The sequence below is a fragment of the Pseudomonas sp. B35(2017) genome, from assembly GCF_002113645.1.
Taxonomy (GTDB): domain Bacteria; phylum Pseudomonadota; class Gammaproteobacteria; order Pseudomonadales; family Pseudomonadaceae; genus Aquipseudomonas; species Aquipseudomonas ekonensis.
On sequence record NZ_NEIZ01000032.1, the window covers coordinates 1 to 20,298 of the forward strand.

Annotated in this window: 9 protein-coding genes, 2 rRNA genes and 2 pseudogenes; 6 read left to right on the top strand and 7 right to left on the bottom strand. The window is 64.7% G+C overall.

Annotation, left to right across the window (positions count from 1 at the left end):
* The first annotated feature begins 10 nt into the window (after positions 1-10).
* The 4 genes and pseudogenes from rrf (CAG41_RS27840) to CAG41_RS29340 all read left to right on the top strand — a co-directional run bounded on the left by rrf (CAG41_RS27840) (position 11) and on the right by CAG41_RS29340 (position 2,525).
* Positions 11-126, top strand: a 5S ribosomal RNA gene (gene rrf, locus CAG41_RS27840).
* A 106-nt stretch (positions 127-232) separates the two neighbouring features.
* Positions 233-348, top strand: a 5S ribosomal RNA gene (gene rrf / locus CAG41_RS27845).
* Between the two features lie 296 nt (positions 349-644).
* Positions 645-1,670, top strand: a pseudogene (locus tag CAG41_RS29335) (cache domain-containing protein); the annotation flags it as partial.
* A gap of 69 nt (positions 1,671-1,739) precedes the next feature.
* Positions 1,740-2,525 (top strand): methyl-accepting chemotaxis protein, encoded by a 786-nt coding sequence (locus CAG41_RS29340; protein ID WP_371856107.1) that lies wholly within the window; start codon positions 1,740-1,742, stop codon positions 2,523-2,525.
* A gap of 127 nt (positions 2,526-2,652) precedes the next feature.
* Here CAG41_RS29340 and CAG41_RS27855 read toward each other — a convergent pair whose 3' ends face one another.
* From CAG41_RS27855 to CAG41_RS27875, 5 genes are all read right to left on the bottom strand, one after another.
* Positions 2,653-3,120: an SRPBCC family protein gene (locus tag CAG41_RS27855; RefSeq protein ID WP_085582212.1), complete on the bottom strand. Its 468-nt coding sequence runs from the start codon at positions 3,118-3,120 to the stop codon at positions 2,653-2,655.
* Between the two features lie 27 nt (positions 3,121-3,147).
* On the bottom strand, positions 3,148-6,561 hold the full coding sequence (locus CAG41_RS27860) for a non-ribosomal peptide synthetase (RefSeq protein ID WP_085707745.1): 3,414 nt from the start codon (positions 6,559-6,561) through the stop codon (positions 3,148-3,150).
* 13 nt (positions 6,562-6,574) lie between these two features.
* Positions 6,575-7,504: a diiron oxygenase gene (locus CAG41_RS27865; protein WP_085582207.1), complete on the bottom strand. Its 930-nt coding sequence runs from the start codon at positions 7,502-7,504 to the stop codon at positions 6,575-6,577.
* Complete coding sequence (locus CAG41_RS27870) at positions 7,501-8,277, bottom strand: DUF3050 domain-containing protein (protein ID WP_170930315.1); 777 nt, start codon at positions 8,275-8,277, stop codon at positions 7,501-7,503. Before CAG41_RS27870 ends, CAG41_RS27865 begins: the two co-directional genes overlap by 4 nt.
* 750 nt (positions 8,278-9,027) lie before the next feature.
* Positions 9,028-9,738 (bottom strand): GntR family transcriptional regulator, encoded by a 711-nt coding sequence (locus tag CAG41_RS27875; protein ID WP_085582203.1) that lies wholly within the window; start codon positions 9,736-9,738, stop codon positions 9,028-9,030.
* Positions 9,739-9,934: 196 nt separating this feature from the next.
* Between CAG41_RS27875 and lapG the strand changes: the two genes are divergently transcribed.
* Positions 9,935-10,627 carry a cysteine protease LapG gene (lapG, locus tag CAG41_RS27880; protein WP_085631789.1) on the top strand — a complete coding sequence of 231 codons (693 nt, stop codon included), beginning with the start codon at positions 9,935-9,937 and terminating at the stop codon, positions 10,625-10,627.
* 14 nt (positions 10,628-10,641) lie between these two features.
* On the top strand, positions 10,642-12,588 hold the full coding sequence (gene lapD, locus CAG41_RS27885; protein ID WP_085582199.1) for a cyclic di-GMP receptor LapD: 1,947 nt from the start codon (positions 10,642-10,644) through the stop codon (positions 12,586-12,588).
* Between the two features lie 78 nt (positions 12,589-12,666).
* Here the strand turns inward: lapD and CAG41_RS27890 are convergent, their stop codons facing one another.
* Positions 12,667-13,005, bottom strand: coding sequence for a tryptophan synthase subunit beta (locus CAG41_RS27890; RefSeq protein WP_085582197.1), 339 nt, complete (start codon positions 13,003-13,005; stop codon positions 12,667-12,669).
* 146 nt (positions 13,006-13,151) lie between these two features.
* Positions 13,152-20,298: pseudogene (locus CAG41_RS27895) on the bottom strand (LapA family giant adhesin); the annotation flags it as partial.

Genomic DNA, 20,298 nt, shown 5'->3' on the forward strand with positions numbered 1-20,298 from the left:
CACAGAATTTCTTGACGACCATAGAGCGTTGGAACCACCTGATCCCATCCCGAACTCAGAAGTGAAACGATGCATCGCCGATGGTAGTGTGGGGTTTCCCCATGTGAGAGTAGGTCATCGTCAAGATTAAATTCCGGAACCCCAACTGCGAAAGCGGTTGGGGTTTTGTTTTAAGTAGAAGTCACCGATTTTCGCTGACACGTTACGCTGTAACGGGTTGGCCACAGAATTTCTTGACGACCATAGAGCGTTGGAACCACCTGATCCCATCCCGAACTCAGAAGTGAAACGATGCATCGCCGATGGTAGTGTGGGGTTTCCCCATGTGAGAGTAGGTCATCGTCAAGATTGAATTCCGAAACCCCAATTGCGAAAGCAATTGGGGTTTTGTCTTTTCCGGGGCATGAAAATCCCGGACAACCGAAGATTCCGCCCTTCCGCCTGGCGGGAATCTGGCTGATATGCCATTCATTTTGTACAAAGCCCTAAGTTTTCTGCGCTCCGTGCCGAAAGACTGATGAGACATGCGTGCACCAAAGTAGAGCAGCCGCAGAAACGTTGCCTGCCAGCTAATGGAAACTGAAATCACACGGAATGTTGCATCTGGAACGCATCCCCACTTTTGGCATAAGAAGTCCCATGAAATGAATCTCAAGTTCAGCCATAAAATCCTCTTGGCCGCCTCGGGCGTCGTGGTGCTGGCGTTCGCGCTGTTCACCCTCTACAACGACTACCTGCAGCGAAACACCATTCGCCAGAACCTCCAGTCCTCCGTGCAGCAGGCCGGCGACCTGACCGCCAGCAGCGTGCAGAACTGGATGAGCGGGCGGATCCTGGTACTGGAGAACCTCGCGCAGAACGTCGCCCACCAAGGCAAGGGCGCCGACTTCCCGGGCCTGGTCGATCAGCCGGCCTTCACCTCGAACTTCCAGTTCACCTACGTCGGCCAAGCCAACGGCGTATTCACCCAGCGTCCGGACGCGAAGATGCCGGATGGCTACGATCCGCGTCAGCGCCCTTGGTACAAACAGGCCGTGGCCGCCGACAAGACCATGCTCACCCCGCCGTACATGGCTGCCGTCGGCGGCCTGGTAGTGACCATCGCCATGCCGGTGAAGAAGAACGGCGAGCTGCTCGGCGTGGTCGGTGGCGACCTGAGCCTGGAAACCCTGGTGAAGATCATCAACTCGGTGGACTTCGGCGGCATCGGCCACGCCTTCCTGGTCAGCGCCGACGGTCAGGTGATCGTCAGCCCGGACAAAGATCAGGTGATGAAGAACCTGAAGGACATCTACCCGAACTCCAGCGTGCGCATCGAGAAGGGCAACCAGAACGTGGTGCTCAACGGCCAGGAGCGCATCCTGTCGTTCACCCCGGTCAGCGGTTTGCCGAATGCCGAGTGGTACATCGGTCTGTCGATCGACCGGGACAAGGCCTACGCCGCCCTCGGTCAATTCCGCACGTCGGCGCTGATCGCGATGTTCATTGCGGTGGCGGTGATTGCCGTGCTGCTGAGCCTGCTGATCAACGTGCTGATGCGTCCGCTGATCACCATGGGCCGCGCGATGCAGGACATCGCTCAGGGTGAGGGCGACCTGACCCGCCGTCTGGTGGTGGAGAGCAAGGACGAGTTCGGCGAGTTGGGCAGTTCGTTCAACCAGTTCGTGGAGCGGATCCACGCGTCGATCTCCGAAGTCTCCTCGGCGACCCGTCATGTGCATGACCTGTCGCAGCGGGTGATGACCGCGTCCAATGCCTCTATCGTCGGCTCCGACGAGCAGAGCGCCCGCACCAACAGCGTGGCCGCGGCCATCAACCAGTTGGGCGCCGCAACCCAGGAGATCGCCCGCAACGCCGCCGACGCTTCGCAGCACGCCAGCGGCGCCAGCGAGCAGGCCGACGACGGCCGTCAGGTGGTCGAGCAGACCATTCAGGCCATGACCGAGCTGTCGCAGAAGATCAGCCTGTCGTGCGAGCAGATCGAAACCCTGAACGCCAGCACCGACAACATCGGCCACATCCTCGACGTGATCAAGGGCATCTCCCAGCAGACCAACCTGCTGGCCCTCAACGCGGCGATCGAGGCGGCCCGTGCCGGCGAGGCCGGACGCGGTTTCGCGGTGGTGGCGGACGAAGTGCGCAACCTCGCCCACCGCACCCAGGAGTCGGCGGAAGAGATCCACAAGATGATCACCTCGCTGCAGGTCGGTTCGCGTGAAGCGGTCAGCACCATGAACGCCAGTCAGGCGTCCAGCGAGCAGAGCGTGGAGGTGGCGAACCAGGCCGGCCTGCGGTTGATCAGCGTGACCAAGCGCATCGGCGAGATCGACGGCATGAACCAGTCGGTGGCTGCGGCGACCGAAGAGCAGACCGCCGTAGTGGAAACCATCAACATCGACGTCAACCAGATCAACCTGCTGAACCAGCAGAGCGTGGCCAACCTCAACGAAACGTTGAAGGATTGCGATGCACTGTCGCAGCAGGCCAACCGGCTGAAGCAGCTGGTGGACAGCTTCAAGATCTGATTGCCCGGGGCTTTCGGTCAATCGCGAGCAAGCCCGCTTCCACACTGGATCTGTGCCGTACGCACAGCCTCTGTGGGAGCGGGCTTGCCCGCGAAAGCGGCGGTTCAGTCACCACCGCCATGAAGCCTTACGCAAGCAGCTTCAACACATTCCCCATCGCGTCATCGGCGAACCCCTGCACGAAGTCCTTGAACCCCGGCAGCGCCTCGGCGCCACCTGAAGCGGGTTCGGCGATGATCGTCCAGGTCGCCCGTGCCTTGCCCTCTCCCAGCGATTCCACGTTCATCGCCGCCCACAGGTTGGCCACGCCCAGGGTGTTGTAGATGGTCGTCCAGGTCATGCTCCGCGCCTGCTCGTCGCGGGAGTTGAGTTGCTCGACCACCACGTTGCCGTCCTTGAAGAACTTCTTGCGCAGTGACGACACGCCTTCGCCGGTCATCTCGATGTGCGACAGCGCCGGGATGAAGCGGTGGAAACCGGCGAAGTCGCCGACCACCGCCCACACCTGCGCGGCGTCCGCCGGCACGTGCACCGAGGATACGACGTGGCAGCCGTGGGGGTTCTTGATCAGGGTGTCGGGTTGCAGTGTGCTCATGGTGTTGCTCCTTGCTGTTGGGATGGTTCAGATGAAATTGATTTCTTTGAGGTAATCGCAGCCGCGCCGCAGCAGCGCCGGTGACTTTTCCGGGTAGCGCGCGCCCATCTGCCGCACGCCGGCGTGGGCGTTGGCGTGGCCGATCAGGGAGATGTCGCCGATGTCTTCCTCGAAACCGTTGAGGTAGAAGCCGAGCACGCCGAACAGCGCGTTGTCGGCATCGACCCGGCCCAGCTGCCGTTGCCAGTCGCTGACGCTGACCAGCGAAAACTCACGGCCGGTCTCACGGAACGACGCCACGTAGGCGTCCCAGCTCAGCGGTTCGGGGTTGTGCAGGTTGAACACCGCCCGTTCGGCCGAGTGGCGGCTGGCGTGGAAGGCGATGAAGCGGGCCAGGAAGTCCACCGGCATCAGGTCGAAGTTGAGCGCGAAGGCCGGCACCTGGCCCAGCTGGATCGAGCCTTTGAGCATCAGCATCAACCGGTTCTTGTGCGGCTGGCAGACGCCGCTTTGGCTGTTGAAGCTGATGTTGCCGGGGCGGTACAGGTTGACCCGCACCCCACGCTCGCGCGCCCGTTCGAGCAGGCGCTCGCCGACCCATTTGGACAGGTTGTAGCCGTTGCGGATGTAGATCGGCGGCGTGGGCGCGGCAGGCAGCTCCAGCACCCGGCCCTCGGCGTCGACGGTGCTGGAGGCCGACAGGGTCGAGACGAAGTTGAACACTTTCTTGCTGCGGCCTTCGCATAGCCTGAGCAGCTCGAAGATCGGTTCGACGTTGTCCGCCGCCAGCGACTCGTAATCGAGCACGTGATTGACGTTGGCGGCGTTGTGCACCAGGGCGCCGAACTCGCGGTCGAGCCGTTCGTAGTCCTCGTCGGACAGCCCCAGCTGCGGCCGAGCGATGTCCGCCGCGTACACCCGCACCCGGCTCAGGTCCAGATGCTCAAGCCGGTTTTCCCGCAGCGACTGGGCGAAGCGTTGCGCCGCCGTCTGCCCGCCGCCGTCGCGCACCAGGCACGCCACTTCGCCGGCACCCCAGCCCAGCAGCGCCTCGACGATGTGCACGCCGACAAAACTGTTGGCGCCGGTGACGATCACCTTGTGCACATCGCCCATTCGGCTGATCGGCAGGGGCTCGATGTCCAGCGTGCGTTCGGCGTCGGCCATGGCCTGGGCGCTGAGCACGGCGCTGTCGTCCGTGCCGCGCACCAGGGTGGCGAGCTTGGCGATGGTCGGCCGTTCGATGAAGCGGTTGATCGAGATGCTGCGGCCGAATTCCTCGCGCAGGCGCAGCAGCATGCGCGACAGCAGGATCGAATGGCCACCGAGGTTGAAGAAGCTCTCGTCGGTGGAAATGTCGTCGGCCGGCAGTTCCAGCAGTTCGGCCCAGATCTCCAGCAGCAGCGCTTCGTCGGCGTTGGCCGGCAGGCTTTTCGGGCCGCTGTCCTGGACGCTCACCGGCCGCTCCAGCAATGCCTTGCGGTCGACCTTGCCGTTGCTGGCGTAGGGCATGTCCGCCAGTTCAGTCCAGGCCGCCGGCTGCATGTAGTCCGGCAGGAACTGCCGGGCGTGGGCCTTGAGTGCTTCGCGGGCCTCGCCCGGTCGCTGCTCCTGCGGCTGGGCGAGGAAGGCCAGAATCCGCCGCTGGCTGTCGATCACCACCGTCACCTGTCGGTACAGCCGGCTCTCGCGCAGGCAGCGCTCGATCTCTTCCGGCTCGACCCGGAAGCCGCGGATCTTCACCTGATTGTCGCGGCGCCCGCACAGCTCGATGCCGTGCGCACCCCATTTGGCCATGTCGCCGCTGCGGTAGGCGCGCAGGGTTCGGCCGTCCGGCAAGGCCAGTGTCAGGTAGCGCTCGGCGGTCTGCTGCGGGTTGTTCAGGTAGCCCAGGCACACGCCGGGGCCGACGATGAACAGTTCGCCGACGGTCTGTTCCTCCACCGGTTGCAGGTCGTCATCGAGGATCAGCACCTGGCTGTTGGCGATCGGCCCGCCGAGGGTGCGGTTGCTGTCGCCCGGCTGTAGGGGCCGGGCCGTGATCAGCACCGTGGCTTCGGTGGGGCCGTAGAGGTTGTGCAGTGTGCCTTGGCGGGTCAGTTGCTCGATCACGAACGGTTCGCAGACGTCGCCGCCGGTCATGATCTGCCCGACGCCTTGCAGTTGCTCCAACGGCAGGATGCTCAACAGCGCCGGCGGCAGAAACGCGTGGCTCAGTTGCCGGCGACGGATCAGCGCCACCAGTTGCAGCGGATCGCGGCGCTGGTCGACGTCGGGCACCACCAGTTCGGCGCCTTCGAGCAGGGTGGGGAATATGTCGATCAGCGACGAGTCGAAGCTCAACGAGGAGAACTGCAGCACCCGGCTCTGCGCGTCGAGCCCCACGTAGTCGGCGTACCACGCGGTGAAGTGGGCGAGGTTGGCCTGGCTCAGCAGCACGCCTTTCGGGTGCCCGGTGGTGCCCGAGGTGTAGAGCGCCATGCACGGTGCCTCCAGCGCGGGGCGCTGCAGCATTAGCGGTTGCCCAAGCTGTGCGTCGGTCGGGTCGATGCCGCTGACGTCCAGCCCCGGCATCGATCCGCTGAGCGGATGCGCGCCGTCGTGCAGCAACAGCACCGCCCCGGCGTTCTCCAGGATGTACTGCTGACGCTGCAACGGGTGGCTGGGTTCGAGCGGCAAGTACACCGCGCCGCTGCCGAGAATCGCCAGGATCGAGGCGAACAGCTCGCGGCCCTTGGGCAGGCAGAGGCCGACCACCCACGGTTGCGGGCGCTGTTCGAGCAGCGGCTGCAGGCGTTGGCGGATCGCCCGGCTGTGCACGTGCAACTGGCCGTAGCTGACCGACTGCTCGGCCAGGTGCAGCGCCGGTCGCTGGGCGTGGCGGATCAGGCTCTGTTCCAGGCGCTCGATCATCGGCGCCTGCGCCTGTTGCAGCAGCGCCGGGTCGGCCGTGGCGTTGAGGCGGTGGACGTAGGCCAGCCCGTCGAGGAACGTCAGGCTTTCCACCTGCTCGAAGTCCGGCGCGTCGGCCGCCGGCGCGTGCCGGAAGTACTCCGCGTCGCGGGAGAGCCGGCTGACCAGCAGGGCCACCTCATCCACGATCTGCGCCAGTGTCCGTCGGCGCAGGCTCTGACCGTTGCCGGACGGCTCGTCTGCCATGGGCACACGGCTCAGCAGCCGCGTGCCGTGCAGGCACAGCAGGTCGAGGGTCGGCAGGCCGCCAGTCCCTGCCGTGCCGATGCCCAGGCGCAGGGACAGATGGGGTGTCGGGCCGAAGTCTTGCGGCGCGCAACCGTCGTCGATCACCAGATCCGCCGCCGGTCGCGGCTGCGCATGGCCATGCTTGAGCAGAACCTGTGAATGACCGTGTTGTTCAAGTTCCTGCGCCAGGTCGGTCATGGCCTGGCTGCAGCCGATCAGCAAAATGTCGAGGCGTTTCATGACGCTCTCCTCTTCAGATCAGGTAGTCGCGCAGGGCGTGCTGCACGCAGGGCGTGTCGAGCAGCGAGCTGTTGTGGAAAAACCGCACGATGTTGCCCACCAGCGGGTGGTGGCGGTTGATCGGGAACGCCAGCCCGGCCATCTCGTCCTTGAGTGAACGGCGCACGGCAGCGCTGACCGGCAAGGCGTCGATCAGGCGCAGGTCGAAGGCCTTCTGGATGTCGTTGGTCAGGTAGTGGCCGATGAACACCGGCAGGATCTGCGCGATGCATTCGCGGTCCGCCTCGCTCGCGGTGTGCCAGTAGATGCGCACCATGCGCGCCCAGAAACTGGAGTGACGGCCCTCGTCGAGCAGGTGGTCGGCCATCAGGCCCTTGATCGACGGCTTGACCGTGTCGTCCCGGGCGAACGCCGCCACGTCGCCGGTCACGGTGTTTTCGGCGATGGCCACGCAGATCAGTTCCACCGCATCGCGCAGGTGCTCCGGCGCCAGGGCCACGGCGGCCGGAATCGCCCGGCTCAGTTCGATCTCGTCGGGCAGGCCGATGGGTTCGATGCCGGTCATGGCCACGGTCTGCTGCATGAAGTCCATCGCCACCAGCGCGTGATAGTCCTCGTCCACCACCACGGTCATGGCGTCGTAGCGGCAGGCGAACGGGAAAGCCACGGCGAAGCGGTTCTTGGCGATGTTGCGGGCGGTCTTGTCGACGATCTCGGTCTCGAAGATCACCACGTCGTTGATGAACTTGTACAGGGTCTGCACCAGGGCGAAGTCACGCTGCTCGGGGCACTCGCGCAGGAAGGTCTCGCTCAGCACCAGCGGCTGGCGGCTGAGGGGATAGATCAGGCGCTCGTCGTTCTCCACCACCCGGCGCGGGCGGGTGCGGATGGTGGCGCGGCTTTCCCAGGCGTCGGCGAAGGACTGGTAGTCGGCGGCGTTCATGGCGTCACCTCCGCCAGTGGCTCATGCAGGCTCTGGCGCAGGCCGTCCCACAGGGCGATGCGGCTTTCCACAGCGGCCAGGGCGCTGGCGTAGACTTCGGCCTCGCGCTGCGGATCGCCCTCGACCAGCCGCGCCAGCAGTTGCTCCGCCGCAGGGCCGTGGTCTTCGGAATCGACTTCGATGTGCCGCTGCAGGTAGTAACGGAAGGTCGGGGCCTGGTCGGCGCCGATGCCCCAGGCGTCGAGCATGCGCTGGAACATGGTCGGGATCACGCTCTCGCGACCGTGCAGGAACGCGGCGGCGACGCTGTGCCCCGGGGCATGCAGCGCGGTGTGCAGGGTGTCGCGGACGAACTGCGCGGCGGCCGGATCGACCTCGACGCTCTGCAGCGCCACCTCATAGCTCACGCCTTCCTGCTGCAGCGCGACGAAGCGTTCCACCGCCGTGGTGTCCGCGCCGACTTCGCGCATGGCGTCCAGGTACAGTTCGAAATGGCTGTAATGACCGTGGGCAGGTCGGTCGTCCGACTCTTCGCCGAGCACGATCTCGTTGATCAGCCGCGCGGCGTGCGGATCCCGTGGCGGCAGCCAGGGCAAGCGGGTGCAGGTCAGTTCCTGCTGCAGGCGTTTGGTCAGCGACATGAAGTCCCAGACGGCGAACACATGGGACTCCATGAACCGGCGCAACGCCGTCAGGGAGTCAATTTCGGAAAAGATCGGATGGATGCTGAGTTCGGCTTTCTTCAGGGAAAGTTGTTCTTTTGTTGGCATGATTACGAGCCTCTGGCTTATAGGGATATAGGGACTGGTCAAACAATGGCTAACAGCGGTGAATATCTTTTTCTCGGCGAGCGATAGCCTCATTCGGTTCGATGAAAGTTGAAGTTGAATATCGATCGCCTGGAGCAGGTCGACGGCGCGGGGCCTCTGTCTTTTAGGTCTCCAGGGCCTGGCTTGACGGGACACGATGGCGCCCGATTGCCCGGCGCATAAAAAGCTAATACATCACAAAACAACTTAACAAGTTTATTTTTAATTATTTTAAGTTGGCTGTTTTTAAGATATGAGCAGGCCCGGTAAAACTTTTGATTTGAGTTTTACATGGGCGTAGTTGCTCCTTTCGGCAATAAATGGCCAAAATTGATTAATAAGAGTGAATGCCTCACTCGAAGCAACTTTCTAACTGGATGAATGAAGTGGTCTGAGGGGATGAAGTTGGGCTGAAACGGCGCCGTCGCTTCCTTTTCCCGTTACAAGGCTCCTTCCGTAGGTTCCTGGTGCGGGGACTGCGCCGACGGCGCGTCGCCCGTTCTTGATTCGGTTGGCGGTTCAAGGGTGCGCGTAATTCGGCGTCGCCGCTATCGTCGAAAGTGACTTGCTTGCGGTGCGAATTTCGGGCGGGTTGAAGTTGGGTGGGGAGGTTAGAGCGCAGGCGCCGAAGTGCCACGGCAATTCACCGTGGCGGGCGGGGGGATTTGTAAGCGGGTGATTCGCCGGGCCGATTGGCAGGCCCGGCGCAAGGGGTCAGCGGGCGGTCTTGCGGTTTTGCGCGGCGGAACTGGCCAGGTAACGGGTGATGACCTCGACGCCGCGGTTGAGGTGCTGCTCCAGCAGTTTCACCGCATGGTCGGTGTCGCGCTCACGCACGGCGTGCAGCAGCGCCCGGTGATCGTCCTGGGACAGCTTGCCCAGGCCCATGGCTTCGAGGTTGAAGCGCAGGAAGCGCTCCTCCTCGTTCAGGCCGTCTTCCACCAGGCGCAGCAGGCGACCGTTGGCGGCCTTGCAGTACAGCGCCATGTGGAACAGCCGGTTGAGCCGGCCGATCTCGGTGTAGTCGTGTTCAGTTTCCAGCTCATCGATGTAGCCGGCCGCACGGTCGTGATCGGCTGCCGTGAGCAGGGGCACCGACTGGCGCAGCGCCTCGGACTCCAGCAGGATCCGCAACTCGTAGGTTTCCGTGGCGTCGCCCTGGATCAGCGGAGCGACCACGGCCCCCTTGTGGGCCACCACGCTGAGCAGGCCTTGGGCTTCCAGTTGGCGCAACGCCTCGCGCACCGGCATGCGGCTGACGCCGAACAGGTCGGCCAGATCCTGCTGGCGCACGGCGGTGCCGCAAGGCAGGCGGCCGTCGAGGATCGCCGAACGCAGGGTCTCTTCGATGATCGAGCGCGCCAGATGCGCGGGAATCGGCCCGTCGACCTTGATGCTGTGCAGCGGCTTGGGCTTCTGTGTCACAACTACGCACCCTGAATGACTACGGAATTTGGATCCAAAGGACACTAGTGATTGCTCTACAGGTTGTCAAACCATGTCGAGGAATCCCGTCACCCCTTGAGTTTAGCGCGGCGGAGATGATCTCAGGGTGCCATTGTTTTTTGCTGGGCTAACCTTCACCATCAGACGCTTTCCTCCCTGCCCTGGATGCCTTGCATTGGCGGTAACTTTCGCGATTCCACGGATTGCGCGCCGGCTGGCCTGCGCGTTGCTGCTGGCCGGCGCCATGCTGGGCGGCCTGCATGCCGACTGGGACTTTTCCGCGATCAGCCGCAAGGCCACGGCGCTGTACGGGCCGCTGGGCGCCGGGCAGCAGCGCATCGATGCCTGGCAGAACCTGCTGGCCACGCAAAAGCAGGTCAGCGAGGCGGACAAGCTCAAGGTGGTGAACCTGTTCTTCAACAAGCAGATGCGCTACGTCGAGGACATCGACCTGTGGCACGAGGTCGACTACTGGGAGACGCCCATCGAAGCGCTGTGGAAGGGTGCCGGGGATTGCGAGGACTATGCAATCGCAAAGTATTTCAGCCTGCGTCACCTGGGGGTCTCCAGTGACAAATTGCGCATCACCTACGTCAAGGCCCTGCGCCAGAACCGCGCGCACATGGTGTTGACCTACTATGCCACCCCCGACGCCATGCCCCTGGTGCTCGACAGCCTGATGGACCCGATCAGGCCGGCGGCCGAGCGGACCGATCTGCTGCCGGTCTACTCTTTCAACGCCGAGGGTCTGTACCTGCCGGGGGCCAAGGGCAACAAGAAGGTCGGTGACACCAAACGCCTGTCGCGCTGGCAGGATGTGCTGAAGAAAATGCAGGCCGAAGGATTCCCGGTCGAGACGACTAACTAGGAGCACGCGCTCAGATGTCCTTGTTCAAACAGCTGTTGATCGCTATCTGTCTGTTCCTGGTGGTCGCCTTCACCGGCAGCTTCATGGTCAGCCTGGAAAGCTCGCGCACCCAGTACGTCAACCAGTTGCGTTCCCACGCCCAGGACGCCGCCACGGCGCTGGCGCTGTCGTTGACGCCGAACATCGATGACCCGGCGATGGTCGAGCTGCTGGTCAGTTCGATTTTCGACAGCGGATACTACTCCAGCATCCGGGTGGTGGATCTGAAGACCGACAAGGCCATCGTCGAGCGCAGCGGCATTCCGGCCGTCACCAATGTGCCGGAGTGGTTCGTCAGGCTGATCGGCCTGGAGCCGGCCGGCGGCGACGCGCTGGTCAGCCGTGGCTGGGAGCAGGCGGCGCGGGTCGAGGTGGTCAGCCATCCGATGTTCGCCCTGGCCAAGCTGTGGCAGAGCGCGTTGGGCAGCCTCGGCTGGCTGCTGGTGTGCGGCGCCGTCAGTGCGGTGCTCGGGGCCTTGTTGCTGCGCCGGCAGCTGCGCCCGCTCGATTACATGGTCAAGCAGTCCCACGCCATCGCCCGCCGCGAGTTCCTCAGCCTGCCGGAGCTGCCGCGCACGCCGGAGCTGCGCCGGGTTGTGCTGGCGATGAACCAGATGGTCGAGAAGCTCAAGGCGCTGTTCCAGGAGCAGGCCGAACGCAGCGAGAAACTGCGCACCGAGTCCTATCAGGACAACCTCACCGGCTTGGCCAACCGGCGCTATTTCGAGATGCAGCTCAACGCCCGGGTGAGCAACCCGGAGCAGGCCAGCTCGGGCTATCTGCTGCTGTTGCGGGTCAAGGACCTGGCCGGGCTCAACCAGCGCCTGGGCGGGCAGCGCACCGATGAATTGCTGAAGGCGGTCGGCGAGCAGCTGTCCCGCGAGTGCGCCAAGTACCCGGAAACCCAAAATCTCGTGACGCGGATCCGTGGCGGTGAATTCGCCGTGCTGGCGCCGGGCCTGACGCGCGAAGAAGCGCTGCAATTGGCGCAGAGCCTCGACAACGCCTTGAGCAGCCTGCACGCGACGGGCGCCACCGACGTGGCCGCTGTGGCCTCTATCGGCGTGGCGCCGTTTGCCCACGGCGACTCGCCGCAGGCGGTGCTCAGCCTCGGCGACCAGGCGCTGGCCCAGGCCGAAGGGCAGGGCGAGCAGAATTGGGCCTGCCTCGACCAGAGCGTGGCGGCGGAGGTCGGCGACGACCACCACGCCTGGCACCGCTTGCTCGACCAGGCGTTGAATCAGCGGCGTTTCGAGCTGTTCTTCCAGCCCGTGGTGGCGGCGCAGGACACGCAACTGGTGCTGCATTACAAAGTGCTGTCGCGCCTGCTCGACGAACAGGGCCAGACCATTCCCGCCGGCCGCTTCCTGCCGTGGCTGGAGCGCTTCGGCTGGACCGCGCGGCTGGACCGTCTGATGCTTGAGCGGGTGCTGGAGCAGATGGCCGGGCATGAGGAGTCGCTGGCGCTGAACCTGTCTTCGGCGACCCTGGCCGACCCCCAGGCGCTGAACAAGGTGTTCGAGATCCTGCGGGCCCATTCCGACCTCGGCCCGCGCCTGACCCTGGAGATCGGCGAGGAACAATTGCCGGAGCAGGCGGTGCTGGAGCAACTGACCCGACGCCTGCGCGAGCTGGGCTTCTCCCTGAGCCTGCAACGCTTCGGCGGGCGCTTCAGCATGATCGGCAACTTGGCGCGGCTGGGGCTGGCGTACCTGAAGATCGACGGCAGCTACATCCGGGCGATCGATCAGGAAGGCGACAAGCGCCTGTTCATCGAGGCGATCCAGCGGGCCGCCCACAGCATCGACCTGCCGCTGATCGCCGAGCGGGTGGAGACCGAAGGGGAGCTGTCGGTGATTCGCGAGATGGGGCTGTACGGGGTGCAGGGGCAGCTGTTCGGTGAGCCCGCGCCCTGGAAGTGAGGCTGGAGGGATTCGGCGTCCCGAAGGACGCCGTCGCCAGCAGGCTGGCTCCCACCCAACGCAAGACGAACGGCCAAGTCAGATCAGGCCGGGCTCGTCCTCATTGATCAACTGGCTCAGGCCGCCCAGCGCCTCACGGGCCTGGGAGCGATCCATCAGTTTGGCCTGGGCCGCTTCCGGCAGGTCGGTGACGCGGATCACGCCCTTCTGGGTCAGCACCTGAATCAGGTCGTCGAGCACCCGGATCATTTCCAGGTCGCTCTGCTTGAGCTGCTTGAGGCTCTTTTCCACCGCCGCGTTGGCGAACCATTCCTGGATTTCGACATGGTCGGCCGGCAGCGTTCCCGTGGCCTCGGCGTAGGCTGCCGCCTCCACGCGGATCAACTGGCCCTGCGCATCGCGTTGCACGTAAAACATTGAGCGTCCCTCGGAAATGAACCGGCGTCGTGCTGTCAGCAGCATAGCCAACTGCACGGGAGTATGCGGTCAGACGATGAAATCGTCACGGCCAGGCTGGCGGCAAACGTGACGGCCGCCCCGAAGGGGGCGGCCGTTTCCGTTCATCAGCTGTTGTTGTGGTCGATCTTGATGGTCGGGTCGCTGCCGGCGATCAGGTTGTGGATGTTGGCGCTCGACCAGTTGTTGCCCTCCAGCTTGATCGTCACGTCCGGCGTGGCCGCCGCCGCGTCGCCGGAGTTGAACTTGCCGGCCGAGCTCACCTGCAGCGACGACACGCCGTCGACCGTGGTGATCTTCAGGAAGTTGTCGATGGTGCTGCCGCTCTCGCCCTGCAGCAGATCGCGCAGGTCGATGCGGTCGCCTTCGCTGGCCTTGAAGTCCTTGATCACGTCGTTGCCGGTGTCGCCCGCCTTCCAGACGAAGGTGTCGCCGCCGGATCCGCCGATCAGGATGTCGTTGCCCTGGCCGCCGATCAGCGTGTCGTTGCCGGTGCCGCCCAGCAGGATGTCATTGCCCTTGCCGCCGTCGAGCAGGTCGTTGCCGCCCGAGCCGAACAGGATGTCATTGCCGGCGCCGCCCAGCAGGGTGTCGTTGCCGTCGTGGGCGCCGGACACATCGAACGCCTGGTAGTGCTCGGTGATGTACTGGTGCACGTTGCTGGTGGTGACCTTGCTGACGTCCACCCCGGTCTGCTGCGCCACGAAGGCCTGCATGGCCTGGTAGCCCTCGCCGGCGATGCCGTTGAAGCTCACCAGGTCGCCGAACAGGATGTCGTTGCCGTCGCCGCCGCTGACGGTGTCGTTGCCCGGCATCGTCGCTTCGGTGTGGCCGATGATCGAGTTGGCCAGGTCCTTCGGATCGATGTTGGTCTGCGGCGTCTTGTCCGAGTCGTACGGCTTCAGGTCGTTGAGGCTGACCCCGCTGTTGATGCCGATGGCTTCCACGTTCGACAGGCCGCCCAGCAGCGCGAAGGCGCTGTTGGCGTTGTCGGTGGTGGCCGACGAGGTGCTGCTGCCGCTGCCTGCCAGGTTCGACAGCTCATAGGTGCCGTCGCCCTGGGCGTGGATGGTGCCCAGGTTGCTCCAGTTCCAGTTGCCGTTCTTCAGCGTCTGCAGGACCACGCTGCCGGCGCTGTTGATGCTCAGGTAGTGGCTGCTGTCGATGTAGGTGGCGAAGCTGTCGCCCAGCTTGTAGTTGCTGGTCTTCACCACGTCATCGAGCTTCACGTTGCCGTACAGCGTCGGGTTGGTCTGCTCGCCGCTCTGGTAGTAGGTCGGCTGGCCGTCGGTGATGAAGTAGGTGAGGTTCTTCGCACCGGTGTTGGCCACCGCGTCGGCGCTCTGGAAGAAGTTGGCCGTGGCCTTGAACACGTCTTCGTAGTTGGTGCCGCCGCCGGACGACATCGAGTCCAGCACGGCCTTGAGCTGGGTCAGGGCGTTCGGGTCGTTGAGGTTCACCGACACCGACTTGTTGACCTGGGTGTCGAAGTCCACCAGGAAGATGTTCACCGTGCCCGAGTTGCTGCCCAGGCTGTTCTTGAGGGTGTTGAACACCGACGTCAGCGAGTCCTTGGCCGCGTTGATCGAGGAGGTGCTCATGCTGCCCGAGGTGTCGACCATGAACGCGATGTTGTAGTTGGTGCCCGGCACCACGGTCAGGCCGCCGATGTCGGCGACCATGATGTCGTTGCCGTCGGTGCCGGTGAAGGTATCGTCGCCGGAGGTGGCGACCACCGCGTTGTAGACCGCCGGCACCACAGTCACCGGAATGGTCGCGGTGGTGCTGGCCGAGCCGCCCACGGCCTCGGTGGAGGTCGAGGTCACGGTCAGGTTGAACTGGCCGTTGTAGTAGGTCGGCGGGGTCACGGTCAGGCTGCCCAGGTTCCAGCCGGTGACGTTGGCCTCGCCGTTGGCGGCGGTCACGGTGAAGCTGTGGCCTGCGCCGTCGCTGAGCACCGAGCCGACCGGCGCGCCGCTGATCTTCACGCTCAGGGTCTCGGAGCCGTCGGTGTCGGTCAGCGCGGTGGTGATCGCCGACAGTTTCACGGTGGTGCCTTCGGCGCCGGTGTTGAGCTTGTAGCCGTCGTAGTAGCCTTCGCCGTTGCTGCCGTGCAGGTCGGAGACGGTCACGCCGGCGTTCACCAGGTCCTGCACGCCGGTGTAGATCGGCACGCCGGCGCTGCTCAGGTCGATCGGCGCGCTGCCGTTGACCGACAGGTTGACGTCGTAGCTGCCCGGGCCGCTCTGGTTGTGGTGGTAGATGTCCAGGGTGTAGTAGCCGCTGGTGGTCGGGGTGAACGAACCGTTGAGGTTGCCGCCCGCGCCCCACGTGGTCGAGGCCACGCTCTTGCCGCCGATGGTCACCAGCAGGCTGTCGTCGCCGGTGCCGGTGAAGGTGTAGGTCTTGCCGGCTTCGAGGTAGATCAGGCCGGAGGTCTTCGACGCGGTGCCGGCGGTGACGCTGCCGTTGGACTGCACGTTGTCCACGGTGCCGCTGGAGTTAGGCGTGCCGGCGCCGTCGATCACGTTCTTCAGCGTGGTCGGGTCTGCGCCGTTGCCGCTGGTGCCCAGGCCCGACAGGCCGGTCCAGACTTCCTTGACCAGGCCGGTGGACTTCACGCTGTTGTCGGCCACGCCCAGGGTCGGCGCATCCGCCACCGGCGTGATGTCGATCTTGACGGTGCCGGTGTTGCCCAGCAGTTGGCCGTCGGTGGGCTGGAACTTGATTTGCGCGTAGTCGGCCTGATTGTTGCCCATGCCGGTGCCGCCGTAGCCGTTGACGCCCGATTCGTTGGCGTCCGGCATGAAGCGCAGCTTGCCGGCGTCGATGTCGGCCTTGCTGAAGGTCTGGTTGGTGGCGACGTCTTTCCAGGTCGAGCCGTCCAGGTACTGCAGTTTGCCCTCGCCCGGCAGCTGGGTGATCTTCACGCCCAAGCTGCTGGCCGGGCTGTCCACGTCGCTGACGCCGAAGGTCGACCAGCCGAGGATCAGCGGGGTGTCTTCGGTGCCGGTGACATTGACCGGCGCCGCCACCGGCGCATCGTTGACCGCCACCACGTTGACCGTGGTGGTCGCGGTGTTGGAGTAGTTGCCGCCGTCGGTCACTGTCACGGTGATGATGCGCGGCACGGTGCTCGGGTCTTCGCTGCCGTTGGTGAAGGTGATGTTCTTGATCTGCTGCATGTAGTCGGCCAGCGTCGCGTTGCCCGACAGGGTCAGTGTGATCGAGCCGTCCTTGCTGTTGGCGTTGATGGTGATGCCGTTGACGCTGTTGCCCAGGTTCAGCGCATCGCCCGGCTGACGGTTGGTCAGCACGATGGTCGCACCGGTCAGCATGGTGCTGTCCGGGTCGGTGATGCTGATGTCGGTGTCGGCGATCGACACGCCCGCGCCCGGGGTGTTCTCGGTGAACGTCACCTTGTAGTCGGCCCCGGTGGCGCCGCTGGAGTTGTTGGCGTCCAGGTCGATGACCGGCGGTGCGTCGTTGTCGATGATCGACGTGCTGACGCTGCCGTTGGTGGTGCTGACCGCCAGGTTCTCGAAGTTGCCGCCGGTGGCCGAGTCGATCTTGACCACGAAGTTCTCGGTGCCTTCGGTGATCTTGTCGTCGATGGTCGCGACGTTGAAGGTCGCCGTGCTGGCGCCGGCCGGGATCTTCACGGTGTACACGCCGGTGAAGTCCGAACCGTCGGCGGCGGTGCCGCTGTAGACGATCTTCAGGGTGACTTCGGTCTGCGCCGGGTGGGTCAGGCTGACGGTGTAGCTGGCGGTCTGGCCTTCGGTCACCGAGGTGCTGCCGCTGATGCTGACTTCGGTCTTGTCGATGGTGTCGGTGACGTTGGTCACGGCCGGCGTGTTGCTGGTCACCAGGTTTTCGAAGTTGCCGCCGGTGGCGTTGGTGATCGTCGCCTGGACGGTGCCGGCGTCTTTGTAGACGTCATCGGCTGGCGCAGGGACGGTCACGGTGCCGGTGGTTTTGCCGGCTTCGATGGTGATGGTGGCGCCGTTGCTCAACGTCACGGTCACTGGGGTGCCGGCGGCGTTGGTCAGGGTGGCGGTGTACACGATCGAGCCGCCCTCGGCGACCGAGTTGGTGGCGCTCAGGGACAGGTTGGTGGTGTCGACAATGTCGGTCACGGTGGTCGATACCGGCGTCTTGTCGGCTACGAGGTTCTCGTAGTTGCCGCCGCTCACGTTGGTGATCGAGTTGGTCAGCGGCGTGTGGCCGTTGAGCGCGTCGTTCGGAGCGGTGGTGGTGACGGTGCCGGTGGTCTTGCCGACTTCGATGGTGATCGATTGGCCGTTCGCCAGGGTCACGGTGACCGGAGAACCCGTCACAGGCGCGCCCACGGTGGCGGTGTAGGTGACGGTGCCGCCTTCCGCTGCGGTGCCGGTCGCGGTGAGTTTCACCGTGGTGGTGTCGATAGTGTCGGTGACGCTGGTCACCGCTGGGGTGTTGCTGGTCACCAGGTTCTCGAAGTTGCCGCCGGTGGCGTTGGTGATCGTCGCCTGGACGGTGCCGGCGTCTTTGTAGACGTCGTCAGCCGGGGCAGGAACGGTCACGGTGCCGGTCGTTTTTCCGGCTTCGATGGTGATGGTGGCGCCGTTGCTCAACGTCACGGTCACTGGGGTGCCGGCGGCGTTGGTCAGGGTGGCGGTGTACACGATCGAGCCGCCCTCGGCGACCGAGTTGGTGGCGCTCAAGGACAGATTCGTGGTGTCCACGGTGTCGGTGACGGTGGTCGATACCGGCGTCTTGTCGGCTACGAGGTTCTCGTAGTTGCCGCCGCTCACGTTGGTGATCGAGTTGGTCAGCGGCGTGTGGCCGTTGAGCGCGTCGTTCGGAGCGGTGGTGGTGACGGTGCCGGTGGTCTTGCCGACTTCGATGGTGATCGATTGGCCGTTCGCCAGGGTCACGGTGACCGGAGAACCCGTCACAGGCGCGCCCACGGTGGCGGTGTAGGTGACGGTGCCGCCTTCCGCTGCGGTGCCGGTCGCGGTGAGTTTCACCGTGGTGGTGTCGATAGTGTCGGTGACGCTGGTCACCGCTGGGGTGTTGCTGGTCACCAGGTTCTCGAAGTTTCCGCCGGTGGCGTTGGTGATCGTCGCCTGGACGGTGCCGGCGTCTTTGTACACGTCGTCAGCCGGGGCAGGAACGGTCACGGTGCCGGTCGTTTTTCCGGCTTCGATGGTGATGGTCGCACCGTTGCTCAACGTCACGGTCACCGGGGTGCCGGCGGCGTTGGTCAGGGTGGCGGTATAGACGATAGATCCACCCTCGGCCACGGTGCCCGTCGCGCTGAGCGTCAGGTTGGTGGTGTCCACGGTGTCGGTCACGGTGGTGCTGACTGGGGTCTTGTCGGCCACGAGGTTTTCGTAGTTGCCGCCGCTCACGTTGGTGATCGAGTTGGTCAGCGGTGCATGGCCGTTCAGCGCATCGTTAGGCGCGGTGGTGGTCACGGTGCCGGTGGTCTTGCCCACTTCGATGGTGATCGACTGGCCGTTCGCCAGGGTCACGGTGACAGGTGAACCGGTGACCGGTGCACCGACGGTCGCGGTGTAGGTGACGGTGCCGCCTTCGGCCGCGGTGCCGGTGGCCGTGAGTTTCACGGTGGTGGTGTCGATGGTGTCCGTGACGCTGGTCACCGCTGGTGTGTTGCTGGTCACCAGGTTTTCGAAGTTTCCGCCGGTGGCGTTGGTGATCGTCGCCTGAACGGTGCCAGCGTCTTTGTAGACGTCGTCAGCCGGGGCAGGAACGGTCACGGTGCCGGTGGTTTTGCCGGCTTCGATGGTGATGGTGGCGCCGTTGCTCAACGTCACGGTCACCGGGGTGCCCGCCGCGTTGGTCAGGGTCGCGGTGTACACGATCGAACCGCCCTCGGCGACCGAGTTGGTGGCGCTCAGGGACAGATTCGTGGTGTCCACGGTGTCGGTGACGGTGGTCGAAACCGGCGTCTTGTCTGCAACCAGGTTCTCGTAGTTGCCGCCGCTGACGTCGGTGATCGCGTTGGTGAGCGGCGCGTGGCCGTTCAATACGTCGTTCGGCGCGGGGGTGGTCACGGTGCCGGTGGTCTTGCCGACTTCGATGGTGATCGACTGGCCGTTGGACAGGGTCACGGTCACCGGGGAGCCGGTCACTGGCGCGCCGACGGTAGCGGTGTAAGTCACCGTTCCGCCTTCCGCTGCCGTGCCGGTCGCGGTCAGTTTCACCGTCGTGGTGTCGATGGTGTCGGTGACGCTGGTAACCGCTGGGGTGTTGCTGGTCACCAGGTTCTCGAAGTTGCCGCCGGTGGCGTTGGTGATCGTCGCCTGAACGGTGCCGGCATCTTTGTAGACGTCATCGGCTGGCGCAGGAACGGTCACGGTGCCGGACGTCTTGCCCGCTTCAATCGTGATGGTGGCACCGTTGCTCAACGTCACGGTCACTGGGGTGCCGGCGGCGTTGGTCAAGGTCGCGGTGTAGACGATAGAACCGCCCTCGGCCACGGTTCCGGTCGCGCTCAGCGTCAGGTTGGTGGTGTCGACGGTGTCGGTCACGGTGGTGCTGACCGGGGTCTTGTCGGCTACGAGGTTCTCGTAGTTGCCGCCGCTCACGTTGGTGATCGAGTTGGTCAGCGGCGTGTGGCCGTTGAGCGCGTCGTTCGGCGCGATGGTGGTGACGGTGCCGGTGGTCTTGCCGACTTCGATGGTGATCGACTGGCCGTTCGCCAGGGTCACGGTGACCGGCGAACCGGTCACTGGAGCGCCCACGGTGGCGGTGTAGGTGACGGTGCCGCCCTCTGCCGCCGTGCCGGTCGCGGTGAGCTTCACGGTGGTGGTGTCGATGGTGTCCGTGACGCTGGTCACGGCTGGGGTGTTGCTGGTCACCAGGTTCTCGAAGTTGCCGCCGGTGGCGTTGGTGATCGTGGCCTGGACGGTGCCGGCGTCCTTGTAGACGTCGTCGGCCGGGGCTGGGACGGTCACGGTGCCGGTGGTTTTGCCGGCTTCGATGGTGATGGTGGCGCCGTTGGACAGTGTCACGGTCACCGGGGTACCAGCGGCGTTGGTCAGAGTGGCGGTGTAGATGATCGAGCCACCCTCGGCCACGGTGCCCGTCGCGCTCAGCGTCAGGTTGGTGGTGTCCACGGTGTCGGTCACGGTGGTGCTGACCGGAGTCTTGTCGGCGACCAGGTTCTCGTAGTTGCCGCCGGACACGTCGGTGATCGCGTTGGTCAGCGGCGCGTGTCCGTTGAGCGCGTCGTTAGGCGCAGTG